The following is a 22206-nucleotide window of genomic DNA, read 5'->3' as shown; positions in this document are numbered from 1 at the left end:
GAGTGATTGAGATGATTTCAACGTATCCATTTGTTTCAGGAAAATATTTAATAAGCGGAAAATGGATCCAGGCAGAAAAAAAGACAAATGTTATAAATCCGGCTGATCATCAGGAAGTCGTGGGCGAAGTTGCTTTATGTACAGAAGAGCAGGTTGAATTGGCCATTTCAGCAGCAGCAAAAGCTTTTGAAACCTGGTCGAAAAGTGAGATTGAGGATCGGGCTAACCGGATGAAGCTGGCTGCGGACGAGATTAAAGCAAGTGTCGAAGAGAACGTATCCTTGCTGATCCGAGAAAATGGAAAAGTGCTGGTGGAAGCGAAAAAAGACCTTCTGCGCTGTGTCGATATTATGAAGGAAGCTGCCGATGTGCTGCTGGAATGGTGGAAGCCTGAATCCATTCCCGGTTCCCAGAAGGTTCAAATCCGCAAGCGTCCCCGTGGTGTAACGGCGGTGATCTCTCCATGGAACTCACCAATGATCCTTACGTTTAAGCGGGTGATTCCGGCTGTTCTTGCCGGAAACACAGTCGTTGTAAAGCCGGCGACGAGCTGTCCGCTAACGATCATGTCATTTCTCAAGACAGTAGCTTCTTATTTCCCTGACGGAGTCATTAATGTTGTGACTGGTTCAGGAAGGGTTATTGGCAATAAGCTTTGCTCAGATTCGCGAATCCGGACCATTGCATTTGTCGGCAGTACGGAGACTGGCAAAGAAATCATGCGTGCTGCTTCAGGCACAGTGAAAAATGTCTACATGGAGCTTGGCGGGAATGATGCGGCAATTATCCTCGAGGATGCCAATCTGGATGAAAGCGCTATTAAGCGCCTGCGTTTCGGTGTTCTCCGGGCAGCAGGCCAGGTGTGCTCAGCCATTAAAAGGATCTATGTCCATGAATCACGATACGGTGAGCTGGCAGAAAAGCTTAGAAAAGAATTTCAGCATATTAAGGTTGGAAACGGCATTCAGCCTGATGCCGAGATGGGGCCTTTGAACAATAAGGCTCAGTACGAATATGTGAATGGCCTGATCGAACGCGCCAGAAAATCCGGTGCCACAGTCATCACAGGGGGAATTCAGCTTGATCCTGATTCCTGGGATAAAGGCTATTACATTCTTCCTTCAATCATTACCGGTGTGGATCAGAAAAGTGAAATTGTTCGTGCCGAACAGTTTGGACCTGTCATTCCGATCCTTCCATTTAAAGAGGATGAGGAAGTCATCAGCCTTGCAAATGACAGTGAATTTGGTTTAAGGGCTTCTGTTTGGACATCAGATGAATCCAAAGCAATCGAATTTGCAGACCGGTTAGAGGCCGGCGCCGTTTTCCATAATAATCATACCGTTTTTCAGGATCTCCATCTGGACTTCCCGGGCCTAAAGGAAAGCGGACTTTCACGTGAAACGCGGCATTGCGGCCTGGAGTTTTTTGCAGATTCCTATGGGTTTGCCAATTAGGGGGATACCGATATGAAATTAGCCTTAATCGGAGGCGGGAATATAGGCAGGTTCCTGCTTCAAAGCATTAATAAAGACTGCTTAATACCGAATGCGCAAATTATTGGCCTTCATACCCGCTGCCAGGAACAGGCAAAGGAATTATCACTGGAATTTAGTGCGGAAATCTTTGCAGACGTGGAATCCCTTTTAAAATCCGATGCCGACCTGGTTATAGAAGCAGCAACTGTTGAAGCTGTAGAGGAGTACGCTGCTTCCATTTTGCTCTCAGGCAAAGATCTGGTTGTCAGCAGTGTTGGGGCATTGGCAGACCGGGAATTTTATAAGTGCCTTGAAGAAATTTGCATTTTAAATAATACGAAAATTCACTTGCCATCAGGGGCAATCGGCGGCCTGGATGTTTTAAAAGCAGCTAAATCGATTGGTGAACTGGATTCTGTATCCATTATCACCAGGAAGCCTCCTCAGGCGCTTCCTGGTGCCCCGCTTGATGGCGAAAAGGTGCTTTTTGAGGGGTCTGCCGCCGAAGCCATTAGATTATTCCCAAGGAATATCAATGTATCCATTATTTTGTCTCTCGCGGGGTTAGGTGCCGAGAATACCGGAGTAAAAATCATATCCGATCCAGCAGTAAGGAAAAATAGCCATACGATTGAGGCAGCAGGTTCCTTCGGAAAGCTGTCGCTTCAAGTCGAAAATGACCCGATGCCTAATAATCCAAAGACAAGCTACCTGGCAGCTCTAAGCATCCTGGCTTCATTGAAGAATAGGGATGAGATGATCCGGGTTGGATGAGCCTGCTGCTATAGAGGAAGAGAATAGTAAATTCTTTTCCTCGCTCCTTGGAGAAGCTTATTTTAAGACGAAGGGGGAATTTACATATGATTAAAACGACAACTAAGAACTTAGAAGAAATGACCCAAAAAGAAACAATCGGCTACTTAAACGAAACAGTCCAGCCTGAGGCTGGATCCATTCCTGCTTTTATCCTCGCAGATCCTAAGATTTACGATATTGAGCATAAAAAGGTGTTTATGAAAACCTGGCTTTTTATTGGTCATGAATCAGAAATCCCAAATAAAAATGATTATATGCTAAGAGATTTAGCAGGCTACTCTATTATCATTACAAGAGATTCAGAGAATGAAATCCGCGGCTTTTACAATATGTGCACACACCGGGGGATGAAATTATGCCGTGCTGACAAAGGAAATAAATCCTCATTTGTATGTCCTTATCATGGATTCAATTTTAAAAACAATGGTGATCTGATTGGAGTGCCTCTGCAGAAGGATATTTATGGAACTGACCTGGATAAGTCCAAGCTGGGACTCCACAAAATAAGGATTGAATCGTATAAAGGCCTTATTTTTGGAACCTGGAATGAAGAAGCAGAGTCTCTTTCAGATTTTTTGGGCGATTTCAAATGGTATTTGGACATTTTAGCCGGGCGTGCTGAAATGGAAGTCGTCGGCCCTCCGCAAAGATTCATCATCCATTCAAACTGGAAGGTAGGAGCAGATAACTTTGTCGGCGATTCCTACCATACAATGGTCACTCATGGATCCATTGCAAAATTGGGCATGGTGCCCAGTGCAACATATTCTAAAAAGGGATACCAGATCCACACAATGAACGGGCATGGATTAAATCTGGGCACTCCTAATCCTGACTTCGCATTCCCTGAAGAGCTGAAATCGGAATATAAATCCAATTTAACAGATGAACAATATGGTGTGCTGGCCAATTTGAAAAATATGATCGGTAACATCTTTCCCAACCTGAGCTTCCTCATTTCGCATACAAAAGTGAAAGGGCAGCTGATTTCGAATACAACCGTTCGGATGTGGAGGCCAATTGGGCCTGATAAAATGGAAGTGATCGCCTGGTTCCTCGTAGAGAAAAATGCGGCAGAGGACTGGAAGAAACGTTCAAGGGATTCATTCATTTTAACGTTCAGCCCTTCAGGCATTTTCGAGCAGGATGATACAGAAGTATTTACTGACATAACCGCTGCCGCATCAGGTCCAATGCCTGTTATGAAAGAACTTGTTTACAATTATACGATGGGGATGCACCGTGAACCGGTCAGTGGTTTCATCGGTCCTGGTGTTGTCTACGATGATAAGTTTTCTGAAGCAAATCAAAGGAACTTCTATCGCTACTGGCTTGATCTCATGAACGCTTAAGTAAACTGGAACGATGCCTGGAAATGGGGGAATACAAAATGAGTTTAGAGAAAATGCTCGCAACCTATGAATTTGAACAATGGCTCTACAGAGAAGCTGAGCTGCTTGATCATATCGATTTTGATGGCTGGTTCAACCTTATGCATTCATCTCTGAGTTATCAAATGCCTGTACGCGTCAATAAAGAAGGCACTGAAAGGCCGGATTATGCGGAAGATATGTTTTCTTTTAATGATGATATAGAGTTGCTGAGCCTGAGAGTCGAACGGTTAAAAACGGATTATGCCTGGGCGGAAATTCCGCCTTCCCGCACTCGCCGCTATGTAAGCAATGTGAAGCTTTCCGACTATGTCCCGAATGAAAAAGCTTCTGTAAATAGTTATCTTCTAATCTATCGCAGCCGCAGTACAGACATCCATCATGACCTGATTTCAGGAGAACGGCATGATGAATTTATATATGAAGATGGCGTCTGGAAATTGTCCAAGAGGGTTTTCATTGTCGATCAGACGACACTCAATACCAGAAATCTTGCTATTTTTGTATAAGGAGGAGCATCCAGTATGGCACTGCTTAGCGGAAAATCAGTCTATTTGACCGGGGGCGCCTCTGGCATTGGATGGGCTGTTACAGAGAGTTTTATACAGGAAGGAGCCTTTGTAACTGTCTTGGATAAGTCAGCAGCTGGCCTCGAGCAATTGAAAAAGGAATTCGGTGATCGTGTTCTATGCGTGGAAGGGGACGTCACTGAATACGAGGATCACATTCACGCCGTTGAAGCGGCTGTGGAAGCGGCGGGGAAACTGGATGTATTCGTTGCTAACGCCGGCGTATTCGACGGGTTTGCCAAATTCAGCGAAGTCCCGCCAGAGGCCATGTCAGACGCCTATGACCTTTTATTTACTATTAATGTCAAAGGCTACTTCAATGGTGCAAAAGCTTGTGCAGAAGAATTGAAAAAAACAAATGGAAATATGATTTTCACGGTTTCCGGAGCCGGCTTTTACCCGGACGGGGGCGGAGTCTGGTATACAGCAAGCAAGCACGCGCAAATCGGCTTAATGCGCCAGCTTGCCTTTGAATTAGCCCCGGATATCAGGATAAATGCAGTTGCCCCCGGCGGCACATTGACGGCACTCAATGTCATTCATCCGCTTAAGCCGTTTGTGAAAGCAGTCGATCAGGATACAAAAGAGAAAAGCATTAAATCCCGAAATCCACTTCGCATAGCCATGACCAGTGAGGACCATGTTGGAGCGTATCTATTGCTTGCTTCTGATCAATCCCGTGCCATTACAGGAGAAGTGATTTCCAGTGATGGAGGACTTGCTGTACGGGGTTTATCCTGAGGAGAAGCGTTATTTAGGAGGAGTGTTTTTATGGCAGAAAGCAAAACCGCTAAAGTGCCATTGGCAGGAAATCAGTCCATTAACCAGCTGGCTTTTGTTGTTCGGGATATTGAAGAGGCAAGTGAAGCTTTTTCAAGTTTACTGGGTGTTCCGAAACCTGAATGGTTTTTAACAGGTGATCAGGAAGTATCAAAGGTAATTTACCGTGGAAAGCCTACTGCATCAAGAAGCAAATTAGCTTTTCTAAATACGCCAACTGTTCAATTTGAACTTATTGAACCGAATGAGGAACCGGGCACGATGCGGGAGTTTTTGGATAGAGCCGGAGAAGGCATACACCATATTGCCTTTGATGTGGAATCCATCATAGAGCGGATGCCGTTTTTCGAGGAGAGCGGATACTCATCACTGCAAAGTGGAGAGTTTACAGCCAGTGAAGGCAGATATGTTTATGCAGATACCTTGAAGGACTGCAAGATATTGGTTGAACTCCTGGAAAGCTCTGAGGCAAGAAACACTGCAGCTGCCCCAGAATTACAAAGCCCGATGCTTGGAACAAATAAAGTCGAGCAGCTGGCAATCGTGGTAAAAGATCTGGAGTTAGCTGCAGAAGCTTATTGTAAGCTTCTCGGTGCCGATATGCCACCCATTATACAATCAAGCCCAAGTGAAGAGACACAGGTTATTTTCAGAGGTCAGCCAACAGAAGGTAAATCTAGATATATGTTCATCAATACACCCTTCATTCAAATTGAATTAATTGAACCAGGTGATTCACCAAGTACTTGGCAGGAACATCTGGAGAAATACGGGGAAGGTGTCCATCATATTTCGTTTGTTGTCGATAACCTGGATGAAAAAATCAGATTGCTGGAAGGACTGGGATATCCTGTCATACAAACTGGCAATTTTTTTAATGGGAAAGGCAAATACGCCTATATGGATACAACCTCAATATTTAAAGTGATTATTGAATTACTTGAGAGATATTAAAGAATGGCCGAACGGCTGCACATAATAGTGCAGCCGTTTTTTAAAAGTTTCTTAGGTGGGGGTATATGTCTTTAAATACAAGTTGACAGGTCGGAATAGTTGGTTATATAATGTGAATAATTAATTCTGAGGGAGGAACAAATTGATGAATGAACGTTATCCTGTTTTGGACGGTGCAGAATCATTCTACTATGAAGGCAATGAGGTCGGAATCCTGATTACACATGGTTTTCTTGGAACTCCCCAGAGTGTACGGTTTTTGGGAGAGTCATTTGCCAGGCTTGGCTATACGGTTTTTGCTCCAAGGCTTAAAGGCCACGGCACACATTATAAAGATATTGAAATAACCTCTCATGAGGATTGGTTTGCTGAAGCTGAAAAGGGTTATCAATTCCTAAAAGACAGATGCAAATCTGTCTATGCCGCAGGGCAATCGATGGGTGGCGCATTGACCCTTTGGCTGGCTAATAAATATCCGGAAATTGCAGGTATTGTGTTAATAAATGCCGCTCTTCGGGTTCCGGGTTATGAATATTTAAAATGGAAAACATATCCCAGGTACATTGATGAAGGTGCACCTGATATTAAAAAAGTGGATGTAGAAGAAATTACTTACGGGAAAGTTCCGGTCCCCTCCATCTTCGAATTGCAGAAAATCATGGAAAGAACACCATTCTTATTGCCTTCCATTAAAACACCTGTGTTAGGCTTTAAGTCGATAGAAGATCATGTTGTGCCGGCAGAATGTACTGATTTTATTTTAGAGAAGATTGGCTCAGCGAAAAAGAAGGCTATATCGCTCTATAACTCTTATCATGTGGCATCCATGGACCATGATAAAGAAAAGATTGTCAGCATAACTCATCAGTATATCCAGGAGAATCAAGCAGGCAGCTTGTCCTTTGTGTAAGGACGGGCTGTTTTTTATGTTATGAAACTTTTTAAACATGATACCGTATTAAAAGAAAAGGGTATTCAGCCTTTATTGCAGAATAAGACAGTACATTTTACTTGGGAAGAAGATGATGGAAATGAAGGCGAGAAGTAAATGGCTCCGCATGTACAAAGTGTTTTCGTTGGCAATTCTCATTATTTTTCAAATTTACTGGTATAAATGGACCCGCAAATCAGAAGCAGAATGGGAAAATTTATGGTCTGGCATCGGGAAAAAATTCCGGACAACACTTTTTGAATTGGAAGGGCTGCTGATTAAGATTGGTCAGTTCATCAGTATCCGATCTGATTTGCTTCCGCATGCTTTTATCCAGGAGCTTCAAGACCTGACCGATAAGGTACCGCCATCGGAATGGAGTGAAATCCAGAGGATTTTAAACGAAGAATGGGGCAGTGAGCTCTCTAAAAAGGTGGTGGCGATTGAAAAAGAAGCCATAGCATCCGCTTCGATTGGAGAGGTATATAAAGGGTCTCTGCAGGACGGCTCAATTGTTGCCATTAAAGTGCAGCGTCCTGATATCCAATCAATCGTACATACCGACTTCCGGACCCTAAGTATTCTTGTCTGGTTTGCGGATCGGTTTGTCCCTATTCCTAAGGGATTCATTAATTTAAAAGTCCTATTTCAGGAGCTTAAGCAGGTTATTGAGCGGGAGCTTGATTTTACAAAGGAAAAGGAAACCTTGCTTTATTTTAAAGACCGATTTAAAGATAGTGAGATAGTTAAAATTCCCGATGTCCATCAGGAGCTTTGCACCTCAAAAGTGCTTGTCATGGAATGGGTGGAGGGAAAAAGGCTTAATGATGCAGCAGCGGTTGAAATGCTTGAAATATCCCGTCAGGATCTGGCACGCCGTCTGATGAAGATCTTCCTGCCGCAATGGCTGGAACCTGGGATGTTTCATGCCGATCCCCATCCTGGAAATGTGCTGTTCACAAGGGAAGGGCGGATTATTCTTCTCGATTTCGGCATGGCTGGTGAAATTTCAAAAAAAGATGCAGTCTCTTTTCAGAATTTAATTGAATCCATTCTCGCTAAAAACTACAGTAAAACTGTTGACTGTCTGTCACAGTTAGGGTTTTTACTGCCTGAAGCAGATGCGGGATCAATGGAAAAGCTGCTCTCGGATTGGATGTCATTTGATTTTTCTCAATTAAAGGATATAGACTTAATTGCTCTTAAGCTTGAGCTGAATGATCTGATTACTGCTCTTCCCATACAGGTGCCAACCCGCTTTGTTTTTCTGGGCAGGTCATTTATGACAATAGAAGGGGTTGTTCGCCATCTGGTACCGGAAGATGATCTTCTTGACCATGGCAAACCTGTTTTTAAAGAGTGGTTAAGCTCCCAGGGGAATAAATGGTCATTTATTTGGAGTATTATTCAATCCCAGCCGCTCTTTAAAATATTTTATTCAGCAGCGGAATTCCTGGAAACACCGCGTAAATTGGAAACAATGAAAGTGGCCGGGCAAAGAAGGCAGTTTCAGTTTTCAATCTATGAAAATCGGAAGAACCAGCTCTTTCAGCTGTTCATGCTAGGTTTAACTGGGTCAGGCTTTGGCATTTATTTAGAAGAAATACTGATCATGCAGTTATCCGCAGGCATCGCAGCCATTGGGCTTGCAGGGTATGGAGTGAATAGCTGGAGATTGCGAAAATGGCTGAAATATATGCCGGAAAGACGCAGATAATCAAAAGAGCCTATTTTTGGCTCTTTTTCACTATTTTGATATATAACCAGCTAGTTTATGATAAAATAATTAGTTAGGTAAACAATTATTCGGAAAAGGAGAGTACTCAGTGTGCTACTTCAAATAAATAAACAGCTGGAGAAAATGATGCCATTGATTACTCCAATAAGCGTAGTGCTAGGTGTTATGCTCGCTGGTTATATCAAGGATTTAGCCTTTATCATTCCTTTGGTTTTTGCGTTTATGACGTTTTCTGGCAGTCTGAACTCCAGTTTTAGCAGTTTAAAAGAAATCATTCATCATCCTAAGCCGCTTTTTCTTATTTTGTTTTTGCTTCATATCTTGATGCCTCTTTTTGCATGGAGCACCGGTAAACTTGCGTTCGGTGATGATTCCTTAACTATTACAGGTCTGGTACTGGCTATGGCTATTCCGACCGGCATATCGAGCTTCATCTGGGTTTCCATTTATCGCGGCAATATTCCGCTGACATTGTCCATCATTCTGGTTGATACCTTTCTGTCACCCTTTATTGTTCCGCTGACATTGTCTGTGTTTTTTCAGAAATCTGTACAGATCGATGCCGTGCCGATGATGGCTGGATTATTCGGAATGGTTGTTCTGCCATCGTTCCTTGGCATGCTCTTCAATCAGTTTGCAGGAAAAAGCGCCGCAGCCTTAAGCAGCCGCCTCTCTCCTTTTTCAAAGCTTGGAATGGCCATTGTGGTTATGCTTAATGGAGCTGTTGTTGCCCCGTATCTGAAGGAGGTCAATCTTAAATTGGTCCTCATTGGGATCACTGTATTTTGTGTAGCGTTTATGGGCTATCTTATATCCTTCATCATCGCAAATTTACTGAAATACGATCAGGGTACGACTGTGGCTGTTACGTTTAATGGCGGAATGAGGAATATCAGTGTTGGCTCTGTACTGGCAGTCACGTATTTTCCCGCTCCTGTTGCGGTTCCTGTGGTTATCGGCATGCTCTTTCAGCAGGTTTTAGCTTCCCTCTATGGGATTATCATGAAGCGCCATTTCAGCAGGAAGGTTCTGCAGGAAGGTCATTCAGTGTAGGGTTTAAGCTCCTGTTTCAGGAGCTTTTTTGTTTGCCATTATGTCATGGGATCAATGATTCAAGCTGCAATTTAAATATTTGGCTAAATTAACCTTCCGCACACAAAATCCAGCTGTCCGCACATAAAAAAGCGTTATGCGCACATAAAAATTTTTATCCGCACATAAAAAAGAGGTATCCGCACATAAAAAATTTTTTCAATCTAAAAGAGTGCCATCTGCATACAAAATTAGTTAGTTTCATGGCTTAACATGAAATAAAATACATAAATTTTAATAAAATTTAACAAAAAATATGATTTATCCCTTATTTTAACGGGTAGAATATCGGTGGAATATCGCGGGCGTTGAAATTATCTTAAAAAAAAGTTATAATAAGACGTTGTTAACACTACCGAGGGGGAAGTTTTTTTGTCAATCGAAATTGGAAGTAAGGTACAAGGAAAAGTAACAGGTATTACAAATTTCGGAGCATTTGTCGAACTGCCAGGCGGCACGACAGGTCTTGTTCACATTAGTGAGGTAGCGGACAGCTATGTTAAAGATGTGAACGAGCATTTAAAAGTTGGCGATGAGGTAACTGTTAAAGTGCTTAGCGAGAAGGAAGGCAAAATTGCCCTTTCCATCAAAAAAGCAGTGGACAGACCGGAAGGCCAATCATCTTATTCTCAGCGCCCGCCGCGCCAGGGAAGAGATGATCGCCGCGGCGGTTCCAGAGATTTCCGTTCTAAAGGAAACTTTAAGCCGAAGGAAAGCTTTGAAGACAAAATGGCAAAATTCTTAAAATCGAGTGAAGAAAATATTTCGTCATTAAAGCGCAATACTGAAGGTAAGCGGGGCGGCCGAGGCGGACGCCGCGGATAAGCAGCCCTTTAGATAATGGGAAACTCCAATCTGGAGGGAAGTTTCCTGACTGATTGGAGTTATCCTGTGATAAAGGCAAGCCGTTTACGGCTTGCCTCTTTTCGTTTAAATTTCAATTATGATTGGCAGGATCATTGGTTTGCGCTTTGTTTTTTCAAATAAATACTGCCCCAGTGATTTCTTAATGCTCTGCTTAATGACATTCCACTGGCTTTTATCCTGTTCTGGAAGATCATTGACGGTTTTCTCCGCAATCCGATTTATTTCTCTCAGCAGATCTTCGGATTCGCGTGCGTAGACAAAACCTCGCGATATCGTATCAGGTCTCGATATCATTTTGCGCTCACTCTTGCTCATGGTCAGCACGATCACAATCATGCCATCCTCGGACAGCTGCTTTCTGTCGCGGAGCACGATGCTGCCAATATCACCAACACCCACACCATCTACATAAGTATCTCCGGCAGGTACCCGCCTTGTCTGGCGTGCTTCTCCGTTCTCAATATCAACGACATCCCCATTTTTAATGATAAAAGTATGCCCGTCTTCAACTCCGATGGATTCAGCAAGCAATTTATGATGGTGAAGCATTCTGTATTCACCGTGAATCGGAATAAAGTATTTCGGCTTCATCAATGTGAGCATAAGCTTTAAATCTTCCTGATAGCCGTGGCCGGACACATGCATCCCTGTTGAACTGCCTGAACCGTATATCACGCGGGCTCCCAGCTTAAAAAGATTATCAATGATTTTAGAGACATCGCGTTCGTTGCCCGGGATTGGGGAAGCTGCTAAAATCACGGTATCCTCTGGATGAATCTCAGCATCACGGTAATTTCCTGTAGAGAGGCGCGAGAGGGCAGCCATCGGCTCTCCCTGGCTGCCGGTACATAGTATGCACACCTTTTCAGGGGCCAGATTCATCGCTTCTCTTGGATTGGCAATCATCCCCTCGGGAACAGTCAGGTATCCGCGTTCAATAGCTACATCCACAACATTTACCATACTTCGGCCAAGCAGCACCAGCTTTCGGTTTGTTTTAATCGCAGCGGCCACAACCTGCTGAACACGGCTCACATTGGAAGCGAAAGTTGAGATGATAATCTTGCGCGGAGCCTTCATAAATGCTTCCTCAATATTTTCCCCGACAATATGCTCAGTTGGCGAAAAGCCAGTCCGCTCAGCGTTTGTGCTTTCTGAAAGAAGGGCAAGCACTCCACTGCGGCCGATTTCAGCCATCCTGTGGATATCAGCATGCTCCTGATTTACAGGAGTTAAGTCAAATTTAAAATCGCCCGTATGGACCACATTGCCCTCTGGCGTATTGAAAACAATGCCCAGACAGTCGGGTATGCTGTGATTCACCTTGAAAAAGCTAACGCCAACTTCCCCGAAATCAAGGCGAGAGTCAGAATCAATGCTTATAAGCTCAGAATCACCAAGCAGGCGATGCTCCGTTAATTTTAATTCAATCAGCCCCAGCGTAAATCTCGTGGCATATACCGGCATATTGATTTTTTTGAGAAGATAGGCAACCCCGCCAATATGATCCTCATGTCCATGAGTGACAATCAGCCCGCGGATTTTCTCCCGGTTTTCCTCAAGGTATGTGATGTCCGGAATGATCAAATCGATCCCCAACAATGTCTCGTCGGGGAATTTCCCTCCAGCATCAATCACGACAATATCATTATGATATTGGATGACATACATGTTTTTCCCAATTTCATTGATGCCGCCCAGAGAAAATATGGATAACTGCTTACCGTTTGACTCCATATGCAAATCCTCCCACTTTAAGATTTTTCTTAGCATTCCCATTTGGATGTCTGAAATGTAGAACAGGGAGAAAAAAATAGTGCCGAATCGGTGACAAAAGACTTAATAAGCCTAGTGACAATCTTTACCGCTTCAAATGAGTTCCAATACTGAAATGGTTCTCGAATTTTACTGCATCACTATCCAACGGAAGACTTAAAAAAAATAGAAATAATTCAAACAAGAAAGTAAATTAGGGAAGAACTCCTATTGACGATGATAATCATTATCATTTAAAGTGTTCATGTAATCAGTAATGATAATCATTTTCAACAAGAATGAAGGAGGAAAAATAAATTTATGAGCATTTTGCAAATAGAGAAAACCAATGAATTTTATTTAAAACAGCAGGAAAGGCGCGAATCGAACGCACGAAGCTATCCACGGCGGATTCCGATTGCGATTGAGGAAGCCGAAGGTGTTTATGTGAAGGATGCAGACGGAAAAAGGTATATCGACTGCCTTGCAGGTGCCGGAACCCTGGCCCTTGGCCATAATCACCCGGTCGTTACGGAGGCTATCGAGAAGGTCCTTCATGATAAGCGGCCCTTACATACACTGGATTTAACAACACCTGTAAAAGAAGAATTTGTAAGTGAAGTGTTTAAAAGCCTGCCACAAGAACTTGCCAAAGGGGCGAAGATTCAATTCTGCGGCCCAACCGGAGGAGATGCGATCGAAGCAGCTATCAAACTCGTTAAAACGGCAACAGGCCGAAGGAGCATCCTTTCTTTCCAGGGAGGATATCACGGGGCTACACATGGAACGATGGCGCTGTCGGGAAATCTTTCACCAAAGGAAAAAGTCCAGGGATTGATGCCTGATGTCCACTTTATGCCATATCCATATGAGTACCGCTGTCCTTTCGGGGTTGGCGGGGAAGAGACACATAAAATCAGCAGCCGCTATATTGAAAACCTTCTCGATGATCCCGAAAGCGGTATACTGCCGCCTGCTGCCATCATTCTGGAAGTGGTTCAGGGTGAAGGAGGTTCAATCCCGGCACCGGTCGAGTGGCTAAAGGAAATTCGCCGAATTACAAAAGAAAGGGATATCCCGCTCATAATCGATGAAGTACAGACAGGCATTGGAAGAACCGGTAAGCTTTTCGCTTTTGAACATGCAGGCATTATCCCTGATGTTGTTGTTCTTTCAAAGGCAATTGGCGGAAGCCTGCCATTATCCGTCGTCATTTATAACCAGATGCTTGATCAGTGGTCTCCGGGTGCACACATTGGAACATTCAGAGGAAACCAGATGGCGATGGCCGCTGGAACAGCCACTCTTCGCTATATAAAAGACAATAAATTGGCTGAAAAAGCTGGCGTTTTAGGTGAAAAGCTTATGGTGGCGCTAAAGGTTCTGCAGGAGGAATATCCTGAAATTGGCGATGTTCGCGGCAGGGGGCTAATGGTTGGAGCAGAAATTGTTGATCCATCTGCACCAACCGGCCGAAAAGGGGAATTCAAAGCAGATCAGGCCCTTGCAAGCCGTATCCAGAGAGAATGCTTTAATCGAGGCTTAATCCTTGAAGTCGGCGGCAGACATGGCAGCGTTGTCCGTTTCCTTCCTCCGCTTATCATTACAGATGCACAGCTGGATGAGGTCATAAGCATCTTTACAGATGCTGTAAAGGCAGCAGTCAAATGAATCATTTTAAGCAGTATTTCTTATCTCACCACGCTGAAAGCCAGAATAGCTTTCAGCGGACCCTTTCTGAGGTCCAGAATTTACTTGGTGAATTTTACCGGCTGCAGCCGAACGTGTTCAACGGCAAAAAGGCAGAGGAAATTGAAAAGGAAATTGTCCTATTAGCAAACAGTTCACAAAATGGCGAGTCTCCGTCTAAGGTAATTGAGGAGATAATGGACAAAGTCGTAAGCAACAGTATCCATGTAACTCACCCTGGCAGCATGGCGCATCTGCATTGTCCCCCGCTGATCCCGGCCATCGCCGCTGAATTGATTATCGCTGTTCTCAATCAGTCGATGGACTCGTGGGATCAGAGCACAGCCGCTACTTATCTGGAAGAAAAAATGATGAAATGGATGTCAGAAAAGCTTTCGTTAGCCGATAGTGCAGACGGCACCTTCACAAGCGGAGGTACACAATCAAATTACATGGGATTGCTGCTGGCACGGGATCATTATTGCCAGACACAGTGGAATTGGGATGTAAAAAAACTGGGGTTGCCTGCTGAAGCTCATAAGCTGCGGATTCTTTGTTCAGAAAAAGCCCATTTTACTGTAAGTAAATCAGCTTCCCAGCTCGGGCTCGGTGAACAGGCTGTGGTGAAGATCAAAACCGATGCAGGAATGAGAATGTGCATTTCTTCTTTAGAAGAAGAAATCAAGCGCCTGAAATCTGGCGGTTATCACCCTATGTGCATCGCTGCCACGTGTGGAACGACTGATTTTGGAAGCATTGACCCTCTCGTGGAATTGGGGGATATCGCAAGTCGAAATGGAATGTGGCTGCATGCAGATGCTGCATATGGCGGAGCTCTGGTTATGAGTGAAAAACATCACGGCAAATTGGCTGGAATCAATCTGGCAGACTCGGTGGCCATCGACTTTCACAAAATGTTTTATCAGCCTATCAGCTGCGGAGCCTTCTTTGTTAAAAATAAATCAATCTTCAGGTATTTGTCCTGCCACGCAGATTATTTAAATCCCGAAGAAGATGAACTAGTTCATCTGGTGAATAAATCGGTCCAGACTACACGGCGGTTTGATGCTCTAAAGCTCTATATGTCACTAAGGATGGTTGGAGAAAGAACCTTTTCCAGCATGATTGACCATACGATTGGACTGGCAAAACAAACCGCCCTATGGCTAAGGGAAACACCAGGGATTGACGTGGTAAATCCTGAACCTGAATTAAATGCCATTGTCTTCCGGTTATCCGATGAAAAGGATGCTGATGGGCTTAACATGTACATTTATAAAAAACTTCTGCATAGCGGAGAGGGACTGATCGCTAAAACAAGAGTAGATGGCTTGCAGTTTCTGAAATTCACACTATTAAATCCGCAGACAACTATGGCTGAAGTGAAATTAGCTTTTGAATCTCTCATGCAATTTGCAAAAGAGTTCAAACAGAAGGAGGAAGCCCTTTGACAGATCATACTGTAATAGCACAGCAGGCAAGCATGCAGAGTTTTTTAAACTGCTATTTAAGAGAAACACAGCAGTTTCGGGTGTCTGAAAATTGGAAGCCTGAATGGGAAGGAGAAACACCTTCTACTTGGCTGGAAATCAAACTGGCCCAATTGGATATTGTTATTTATGCTGCGGTCAGGCACTGGTCTCTGACTGGAAGCCATACCTTTCAATTTCCGCTCTTTATGGAAGTCAATGGGAAGAGTGTTCCTCTTGATTATGTCACACTGGTCTCCCTGATCAGCAAGGAATTACTGTCATCTGCAGAAAGAGAAGGAGCGGAAGATGAGCTGATGCTGCGGGCGATTCTCAGCTGCCGCAATATTCAGCGCTATTTGCAGGAGCGTGAAGGGGATTCAGAAAGTCTTCAGAAAACTGACTTTACCTTTATTGAAGCAGAGCAGTCGCTGTTATTTGGCCACCTGCTCCATCCTACGCCAAAAAGCAAACAGGGAATGTCCTTTGAAGCGGAGTCTTCCTATTCTCCGGAACTAAAGGGCAGCTTCCAGCTTCACTTTTTTAAGGCGGACCGGGCGATTGTCTCTCAGGACTCAGCTGATCTGGCCAGTGCCGCAGAGATTATAATGGAGCTGCTGCAGAGTGATGAAGGATTTAAAGAAAAGTTTGGCCTGGACCCTAAATCTGTCTTCATCCCTGTTCATCCGCTCCAGGTGCCTGTTCTGCTAAAAGACAGGCAAGTGCAGGATTTGATTCATTCAGGTCAACTGGTCTATATCGGCCCTTACGGAATGCCATTCGAGGCGACGTCTTCCATGAGGACCGTTTATAATCCGGATTTTCACTATATGTTTAAGTTTTCAGTTCCGGTGAAAATTACAAATTCACTGCGGGTGAATCTCGAAAAGGAACTTTACAGGGGAGTAGAAGTGACGAGGCTGATGCAATCCCAGTTGGGCAATAAGCTCCAGGAACTGTATCCAGCTTTCCATATCATTCAGGATCCTGCTTTCCTGAATATTCCGTTGGATAAAGAAATCTCCGGATTTGAAGTGGTCATCCGTGAAAATCCCTTTTATGAGAATGACAGCAATATAAGTTTAATAGCAGGCCTTGTTCAGAATCATGGTTATGGCAGGCGCACCCGCCTGGAATCGATTATCCATGAAATAGCAGAAAAAGAAAATCGGATGACGACGGAAGTCAGCCGGGATTGGTTTGAAAAATACCTATCCATTACACTCGATCCTTTGATTTGGCTGTATGAAACTTATGGGGTAGCGCTGGAAGCTCATCAGCAAAATTCAATTGTCCAGCTGGACAACGGCTACCCGTCCACATTCTATTACCGGGATAATCAGGGATATTATTTTAGTGAATCAAAAGCTGAGCTGCTTGCCGAAATCATTCCGGATGTGAGCCGGAAAAGTTCTACACTCTGCAGTGATGATGTCGCAATCGAGCGCTTCCGCTATTACTTTTTTATGAACCATCTGTTTGGGCTCATAAATGGTTTTGGGACAGCGGGACTCGCTGATGAGGAAGCACTCCTGGCCGTTTTGAAGAAAAAACTCTTAAACCATGATCAAAAGACCGGGGGGAGATCCGCCTTGCTTAGTAGCTTGCTCCATTTGAAGGAGCTTCCTTGCAAAGCCAACCTGCTCACACGTTTTTATGATATGGATGAACTGGTCGGTTCACTGGAAACCCAATCTGTTTATACGAAAATCCCAAATCCGCTGCAAAAGGTGCTGATTGCTGATGAAGCCGGAGTTTAGTTTTTATGATCGGGAAGTGAATCAGGCCATATCCTTTGTAAAAGTCGAGCTGGAAAGGGATGCGGGGACCCTTCATAAATGGCACCAGGAGCGTCATGTCAGTCCATTCTGGAATCTAAACATCCCTTATGAAAAATATTGGACTCATTTGGAAGGCTTTTTGGCTGATACACATCAGACACTTTTTTTAGGCCTGATGGATGGAGTTCCAATGAGCTATTGGGAAGCGTATTGGGTTAATGGGGATGTGGTTGAAAGCTGCTATGATCCTCATCCTGAAGACCGGGGAATCCATCTGCTGATTGGTGAATCAGACTATTTGGGAAAAGGGTATGCTCTTCCGCTCCTGCGTGCAATGGTTCATTTTCAATTTTTACATCAGGGGACAGAAAAAGTAATCGCAGAGCCGGACATCCGCAATAAGAAAATGATTCATATTTTTGAGAGATGCGGATTTGAAAAAATAAAGCCCATTGAGCTGCCGGATAAGACGGGCATGCTGATGTTCTGTGAAAGAGAACAGTTTGAAAGGAGATGGAAGGATGTCTTTACAGCAGCAGAAAGTGTATGACCTTATAGGTGTCGGCATCGGCCCATTCAATCTCGGCCTTGCCGCCATGATGGAAGAAACAGGAGGAAAGGATGTCCAGTTTTTTGAACAAAGGTCGGAATTCAATTGGCATAAAGGGATGCTGATCGAGGGAACAACCCTTCAAGTGCCATTTTTCGCTGACTTAATCAGTATGGCCGATGTGCAAAGCAGATTTACATATTTAAATTATCTTCAAACCCATAACAGGCTTTACCATTTTTATTTTCTGGAGAAATTTCACATTCCGCGAAAAGAATACAATGACTATTGCCGCTGGGTAGCCGGCCAGCTGCCATCCTGCAGATTTGGCTTCCGGGTGGAAAAAATCAGCCCAATAAATGAACTGTATGAAGTTGTTGTCAGAAATGTGCAAACAGGTGAAGCTGAATTTTACCTGACAAAACATGTCGCAGTCGGAATTGGAACTAGCCCCTCAGTTCCTTCACATCTGGAAGAGCATCTGGGTCCAAACGTCATGCATTCTTCTCAGTATATGGAGCGTAAAAGTGAGCTTGAGCAGGCAGGTTCGATCACTGTGATCGGCTCAGGCCAGAGCGCAGCCGAGATTTTCTATGATTTGCTGCAGGAGCAGGATGAAGGTGCCTATGAATTAAATTGGTTCACAAGGTCAAAAGGTTTCTTTCCGATGGAATACAGTAAATTGGGCCTGGAGTATTTTTCGCCGGATTATATCGATTTCTTTTTCCAGCTTCCTGAGGAAAAGAAGGAGGCCCTGCTTTCTAAGCAGGATCTTCTTTACAAGGGAATCAGCATGAATACGATCGCTGATATTTATGACCTTTTGTATGATAAAACAGCTTGCGGGAATAAGCCGCCGATTCATTTGCTCGCCATGACAGAACTTGAAGGAATCGAACTAAGGAATGGCACTCATTTGCTGACATTAAAACATTGTGTTTCTGAAGAATTATTTCAGCTGGAGTCAGATTTCGTCATTTTAGGGACTGGTTATGCACCGTCCATGCCGCATTTTCTTCTCCAGATGCAGGACGAAATCGTTTGGGATGATCATAATCGCTTCAAGGTGATGCGCGATTATACTTTGGAGACTAGAACCAAGAAAGAAAATAAGATTTTCATCCAAAATGGGGAACTTCATACACATGGCATCGGTGCACCTGACCTTGGGCTAGGGGCATACCGGAACGCTGTCATCATCAACCAGGTCTACGGCAGGGAAATCTATCAGGTGAACAAAAAGAATGTATTTCAATCATTTGAAGCGGATGAATCCTGGAAGACAGCCGCAGTCAGATAAAGGAGGAACAGTATGTTATATATCAATGAAACTGAAGAAATTCTGCAGAAGGAAGTCTGGGAAAAGGTAAATCAAAATCTGCTGGCCAAAATGCTTTCAGAATTTATGTATGAAGATATGATTCAGCCAGAATTAGAAGACAATGTTTACTATTTACAGACAGCCACAGGCCGCAGGTACCGCTTTAAGGCAGAAAAACGGTTATTTGACAGTTTTGACGTAAAAGCGGATTCCGTTGAAGCCTTTAAAAAGGACGCATGGCAGCCGGCTGTCAATGCGATTCAATTTCTCACTGATATCAAGGAGAGTATTGGCATGTCATCCGAAACAGCGGGGCACTTGATCAGGGAATTGAATCATACCCTGATTGCCGATGCAAATTTAATGGTACATCACAGAAAAGAAGCTGATGAATTAACGGAACTTGATTATGCGGAATTGGAAGGCGAAATGACCGGCCACCCTTGGATTACCTATAACAAAGGACGCATCGGTTTTGGCATGGATGATTACTTAAACTTCGCTCCGGAAAATCACAATGAAACGAAGCTGTTCTGGTTAGCGATCCACCGGGAGCGTGCCCAATTCCAGTCTGTCACTGGGCTAAACTATGAGAAACTGATTCAGAATGAACTTGGTGATGAAATGACCAGAAATTTTTCAGACATCGTCAGAAAATATGGATTGGATCCCTCAGAATACTTTTTTATGCCGGTGCATGAATGGCAATGGAAAAACATTCTGATCCAAAACTTCCCGGAAGATTTGGCAAATAAAAAAATGATCCCTCTTGAAGAAGGGACAGACCATTATCTGCCCCAGCAGTCCATACGGACATTTGTGAATATGAGTGATAAGAGGAAACACCATGTGAAGCTTCCCATGAGCATTTTAAATACACTGGTCTACCGCGGGCTTCCTTCCGAACGGACGGTAATTGCCCCGCAGGTTACGGCCTTTATTAAAGGAATTTTTGAGAATGACAGCTTCTTAAAGGAAGAGTGTGAGGTTGTGCTGCCGGGGGAAATCGCTAGCATCAATGTCGATCACCCTTATTACAATTCTTTAAATGGAGCACCTTATCAGTACAATGAAATGCTCGGCGCCATTTGGCGGGAAAGCATCTATGGGTATTTGAAGGAAGGGGAAAAACCGATTACCCTTGCAGCTCTTCATCATGAAGATGCCTTTGGAAAACCGTTTGTTCAAAGTCTGATAGAGAAGTCAGGATTAAGCGCGAATGAGTGGATGAAGCATTTTTTCAATGTCATCATGCCGCCCCTCCTGCATTTCCTTTATCAGTATGGAACCGTCTTCTCCCCACATGGGCAAAATACCATTCTTATTTTAAAAGGTTCACAGCCCGTGAGATTGGCAGTTAAAGATTATGTAGATGACGTTAATATATCAGACCAGCCTTTTCAGGAGCTTTCCGGGCTGGATGAGAACCTGAAAGCTGTGCTGCGCAGTGAACCGCCTGAGGGTCTTACACAATTTATTTTTACCGGCCTGTTTATCTGCCACCTCCGCTATTTATCAAACGTGCTGATCAATCATAACTTGATGGAGGAAAAAACATTCTGGTCCTATCTGGCAGAAGCTATTCAGGATTATCAGGCAAAGTTCCCGCAGCTTGAAGAACGGTTCAAGTTGTTTGATTTCTTCAAGCCGGAGCTGACCAAACTCTGCCTGAACCGGAACCGCATGGTTGACTATGGCTACGGTGATGGGGAAGACCGGCCGCATGCCTCTGAATTTGGAAAAGTGCGCAATGCTTTACATGATATTAAGGAAGAAAGGATTATGGCGTAAAAGAATATAAACTTCTAAAGTTAGTAAACTATCCAGCTCCAGGCGCATTGCGTTTTCATTTAATCCTTTAAATAAGCGAATTAATTATTGACATAATATACCGGAGGATGCATAATAATTCTAATTATAAGAAGAATTCAACAGCCATGACAGGGAACCAGTAAGTAGAACTCAGGCTAGAAGAGAGCGGGATTCACCGGCTGAAAGATCCTGCAGCCTGCAAAGCTATTGAACCTAGCCCTTGAGCTGCCAGGCAAACCTGGCCGAATTTCCTGCGTTAAAGGATTTCCAAAGCGGGCACTTGCTGTGTGAAGTGCCAATGAAGGTGGTACCGCGAAAGACAAAGCTCTTCCGTCCTTTTTAAAGGGATGGGAGGGCTTTTTTTATTTATAAAGGTGGTGGTAAATGTGAAAAGGGAACGGATTGTCGTCAAAATCGGAAGCAGCTCACTGACAAATATGAATGGCGGACTTTGTATTGAAAAGCTGGAGGAACACGCAGCTGCCCTTTCCCTGCTGAAAGAGAAGGGGCATGAAGTGATATTAATATCATCCGGGGCCGTCGCCGCAGGGTTTGCGGATCTTGGCTATCCTTCACGCCCGGTGACGATCGCCGGAAAACAGGCCGCCGCAGCTGTCGGTCAAGGGCTGTTAATGCAGGGATATACCGAAGAATTTAAAAAGCATGGAATCGTAGCGGCGCAATTGCTGCTGACAAGACAAAACTTCCTGCATAAGGAGCAATACCAAAATGCACATGCAACCTTGTCCGAATTATTGAAACGGAATGTCCTTCCAATCATTAATGAAAATGACTCAGTATCGATTGAAGAGCTGGCCTTTGGCGATAATGATATGCTGTCTGCACTTGTAAGCGGTCTGATTCAGGCACAGCGACTGATTATACTGACGGATGTGAACGGGATCTATGATTCAAATCCCCGCACGAACCCTGATGCGAAAAAGTTTAATTATATACCAGAAATAACCGATGACCTGATGAATGCTGCTGCAGGATCAGGTTCAAAGGTGGGAACCGGCGGAATGGTGACGAAGCTCGCGGCTGCCAGAACAGCCTTGGCACTGGGTGTGCAAGTTTTTATAGGGGTTGGGAATGGTACGGAAAAGCTGATTGAAATCCTCGAAGGCAAGGGGGATGGGACTTATATTGGAACCAGCTCCCAGATCGGAAGAGCACACGTCTGAACTCCAGTCACCTACCAGTATCTCGTATG

At 44.1% G+C, this 22206-nt stretch carries 17 protein-coding genes, 1 pseudogene and 1 other annotated feature; of the genes and pseudogenes, 17 read left to right on the top strand and 1 reads right to left on the bottom strand.

The features are described from left to right. Positions 1-11 precede the first annotated feature (11 nt). The 10 genes from ACEQ1T_RS20685 to ACEQ1T_RS20640 all read left to right on the top strand — a co-directional run bounded on the left by ACEQ1T_RS20685 (position 12) and on the right by ACEQ1T_RS20640 (position 10574). Positions 12-1457, top strand: coding sequence for an aldehyde dehydrogenase (locus ACEQ1T_RS20685; protein ID WP_370224543.1), 1446 nt, complete (start codon positions 12-14; stop codon positions 1455-1457). Between the two features lie 12 nt (positions 1458-1469). Then, on the top strand, positions 1470-2252 hold the full coding sequence (nadX, locus tag ACEQ1T_RS20680) for an aspartate dehydrogenase (RefSeq protein WP_370224542.1): 783 nt from the start codon (positions 1470-1472) through the stop codon (positions 2250-2252). A gap of 86 nt (positions 2253-2338) precedes the next feature. Next, positions 2339-3646 carry an aromatic ring-hydroxylating dioxygenase subunit alpha gene (locus ACEQ1T_RS20675; RefSeq protein ID WP_370224540.1) on the top strand — a complete coding sequence of 436 codons (1308 nt, stop codon included), beginning with the start codon at positions 2339-2341 and terminating at the stop codon, positions 3644-3646. Positions 3647-3684: 38 nt separating this feature from the next. Further along, positions 3685-4194: a 3-phenylpropionate/cinnamic acid dioxygenase subunit beta gene (locus ACEQ1T_RS20670; RefSeq protein WP_370224539.1), complete on the top strand. Its 510-nt coding sequence runs from the start codon at positions 3685-3687 to the stop codon at positions 4192-4194. Between the two features lie 15 nt (positions 4195-4209). Then, on the top strand, positions 4210-4995 hold the full coding sequence (locus ACEQ1T_RS20665) for an SDR family NAD(P)-dependent oxidoreductase (protein WP_370224537.1): 786 nt from the start codon (positions 4210-4212) through the stop codon (positions 4993-4995). Positions 4996-5025: 30 nt separating this feature from the next. Continuing rightward, on the top strand, positions 5026-5988 hold the full coding sequence (locus tag ACEQ1T_RS20660; protein WP_370224536.1) for a VOC family protein: 963 nt from the start codon (positions 5026-5028) through the stop codon (positions 5986-5988). Positions 5989-6133: 145 nt separating this feature from the next. After that, on the top strand, positions 6134-6898 hold the full coding sequence (locus ACEQ1T_RS20655) for an alpha/beta hydrolase (protein ID WP_370224535.1): 765 nt from the start codon (positions 6134-6136) through the stop codon (positions 6896-6898). 112 nt (positions 6899-7010) lie between these two features. After that, entirely contained in the window at positions 7011-8636 is a 1626-nt protein-coding gene (locus ACEQ1T_RS20650) for an ABC1 kinase family protein (RefSeq protein ID WP_372530253.1), read from the top strand. A gap of 111 nt (positions 8637-8747) precedes the next feature. Then, positions 8748-9710 (top strand): bile acid:sodium symporter family protein, encoded by a 963-nt coding sequence (locus tag ACEQ1T_RS20645; protein ID WP_370224532.1) that lies wholly within the window; start codon positions 8748-8750, stop codon positions 9708-9710. 411 nt (positions 9711-10121) lie between these two features. After that, the gene (locus ACEQ1T_RS20640) at positions 10122-10574 is read left to right on the top strand and encodes a S1 domain-containing RNA-binding protein (protein ID WP_009334297.1); all 453 of its coding nucleotides are present in this window, start codon (positions 10122-10124) and stop codon (positions 10572-10574) included. A 105-nt stretch (positions 10575-10679) separates the two neighbouring features. Here the strand turns inward: ACEQ1T_RS20640 and ACEQ1T_RS20635 are convergent, their stop codons facing one another. Further along, positions 10680-12353, bottom strand: a complete 1674-nt coding sequence (locus tag ACEQ1T_RS20635; RefSeq protein WP_370224530.1) for a ribonuclease J — start codon at positions 12351-12353, stop codon at positions 10680-10682. 339 nt (positions 12354-12692) lie between these two features. Here ACEQ1T_RS20635 and ACEQ1T_RS20630 point away from each other — a divergent pair, with 339 nt between their 5' ends. The 7 genes and pseudogenes from ACEQ1T_RS20630 to proB all read left to right on the top strand — a co-directional run. Continuing rightward, a complete protein-coding gene (locus ACEQ1T_RS20630; RefSeq protein WP_370224529.1) occupies positions 12693-14042 on the top strand; it encodes an aspartate aminotransferase family protein in 1350 nt (449 codons plus the stop codon). Beyond that, positions 14039-15511 (top strand): aspartate aminotransferase family protein, encoded by a 1473-nt coding sequence (locus ACEQ1T_RS20625; protein WP_370224527.1) that lies wholly within the window; start codon positions 14039-14041, stop codon positions 15509-15511. Before ACEQ1T_RS20630 ends, ACEQ1T_RS20625 begins: the two co-directional genes overlap by 4 nt. Then, positions 15508-17289 carry an IucA/IucC family siderophore biosynthesis protein gene (locus tag ACEQ1T_RS20620; RefSeq protein WP_370224526.1) on the top strand — a complete coding sequence of 594 codons (1782 nt, stop codon included), beginning with the start codon at positions 15508-15510 and terminating at the stop codon, positions 17287-17289. Before ACEQ1T_RS20625 ends, ACEQ1T_RS20620 begins: the two co-directional genes overlap by 4 nt. Beyond that, the gene (locus ACEQ1T_RS20615; protein WP_370224525.1) at positions 17273-17860 is read left to right on the top strand and encodes a GNAT family N-acetyltransferase; all 588 of its coding nucleotides are present in this window, start codon (positions 17273-17275) and stop codon (positions 17858-17860) included. Before ACEQ1T_RS20620 ends, ACEQ1T_RS20615 begins: the two co-directional genes overlap by 17 nt. After that, a complete protein-coding gene (locus ACEQ1T_RS20610) occupies positions 17832-19160 on the top strand; it encodes a lysine N(6)-hydroxylase/L-ornithine N(5)-oxygenase family protein (RefSeq protein ID WP_370224523.1) in 1329 nt (442 codons plus the stop codon). The genes ACEQ1T_RS20615 and ACEQ1T_RS20610 overlap by 29 nt, the downstream gene beginning before the upstream one ends. Before the next feature lie 12 nt (positions 19161-19172). Next, the gene (locus ACEQ1T_RS20605; protein WP_370224521.1) at positions 19173-20972 is read left to right on the top strand and encodes an IucA/IucC family siderophore biosynthesis protein; all 1800 of its coding nucleotides are present in this window, start codon (positions 19173-19175) and stop codon (positions 20970-20972) included. Between the two features lie 137 nt (positions 20973-21109). Next, positions 21110-21334, top strand: a binding site (T-box leader). A gap of 45 nt (positions 21335-21379) precedes the next feature. After that, positions 21380-22156 (top strand): annotated as a pseudogene (gene proB, locus ACEQ1T_RS20600) (glutamate 5-kinase); the annotation flags it as partial. Between the last annotated feature and the right edge of the window lie 50 nt (positions 22157-22206).

The sequence above is a fragment of the Cytobacillus sp. genome, assembly GCF_964223445.1.
GTDB lineage: Bacteria > Bacillota > Bacilli > Bacillales > Cytobacillaceae > Cytobacillus.
This window is presented reverse-complemented; position numbering and strand designations above follow the sequence as displayed.

Excerpts from the sequence above, each read along its gene's own strand:
- ACEQ1T_RS20670 (WP_370224539.1), top strand. The coding sequence starts at position 3,685 with ATGAGTTTAGAGAAAATGCTCGCAACCTATGAATTTGAACAATGGCTC.
- ACEQ1T_RS20675 (WP_370224540.1), top strand. The coding sequence starts at position 2,339 with ATGATTAAAACGACAACTAAGAACTTAGAAGAAATGACCCAAAAAGAA.
- ACEQ1T_RS20615 (WP_370224525.1), top strand. The coding sequence starts at position 17,273 with ATGAAGCCGGAGTTTAGTTTTTATGATCGGGAAGTGAATCAGGCCATA.
- ACEQ1T_RS20660 (WP_370224536.1), top strand. The coding sequence starts at position 5,026 with ATGGCAGAAAGCAAAACCGCTAAAGTGCCATTGGCAGGAAATCAGTCC.
- ACEQ1T_RS20630 (WP_370224529.1), top strand. The coding sequence starts at position 12,693 with ATGAGCATTTTGCAAATAGAGAAAACCAATGAATTTTATTTAAAACAG.
- ACEQ1T_RS20605 (WP_370224521.1), top strand. The coding sequence starts at position 19,173 with ATGTTATATATCAATGAAACTGAAGAAATTCTGCAGAAGGAAGTCTGG.
- ACEQ1T_RS20650 (WP_372530253.1), top strand. The coding sequence starts at position 7,011 with ATGATGGAAATGAAGGCGAGAAGTAAATGGCTCCGCATGTACAAAGTG.
- ACEQ1T_RS20625 (WP_370224527.1), top strand. The coding sequence starts at position 14,039 with ATGAATCATTTTAAGCAGTATTTCTTATCTCACCACGCTGAAAGCCAG.
- ACEQ1T_RS20635 (WP_370224530.1), bottom strand. The coding sequence starts at position 12,353 with ATGGAGTCAAACGGTAAGCAGTTATCCATATTTTCTCTGGGCGGCATC.
- ACEQ1T_RS20610 (WP_370224523.1), top strand. The coding sequence starts at position 17,832 with ATGTCTTTACAGCAGCAGAAAGTGTATGACCTTATAGGTGTCGGCATC.
- ACEQ1T_RS20665 (WP_370224537.1), top strand. The coding sequence starts at position 4,210 with ATGGCACTGCTTAGCGGAAAATCAGTCTATTTGACCGGGGGCGCCTCT.
- ACEQ1T_RS20685 (WP_370224543.1), top strand. The coding sequence starts at position 12 with ATGATTTCAACGTATCCATTTGTTTCAGGAAAATATTTAATAAGCGGA.
- ACEQ1T_RS20655 (WP_370224535.1), top strand. The coding sequence starts at position 6,134 with ATGAATGAACGTTATCCTGTTTTGGACGGTGCAGAATCATTCTACTAT.
- nadX (WP_370224542.1), top strand. The coding sequence starts at position 1,470 with ATGAAATTAGCCTTAATCGGAGGCGGGAATATAGGCAGGTTCCTGCTT.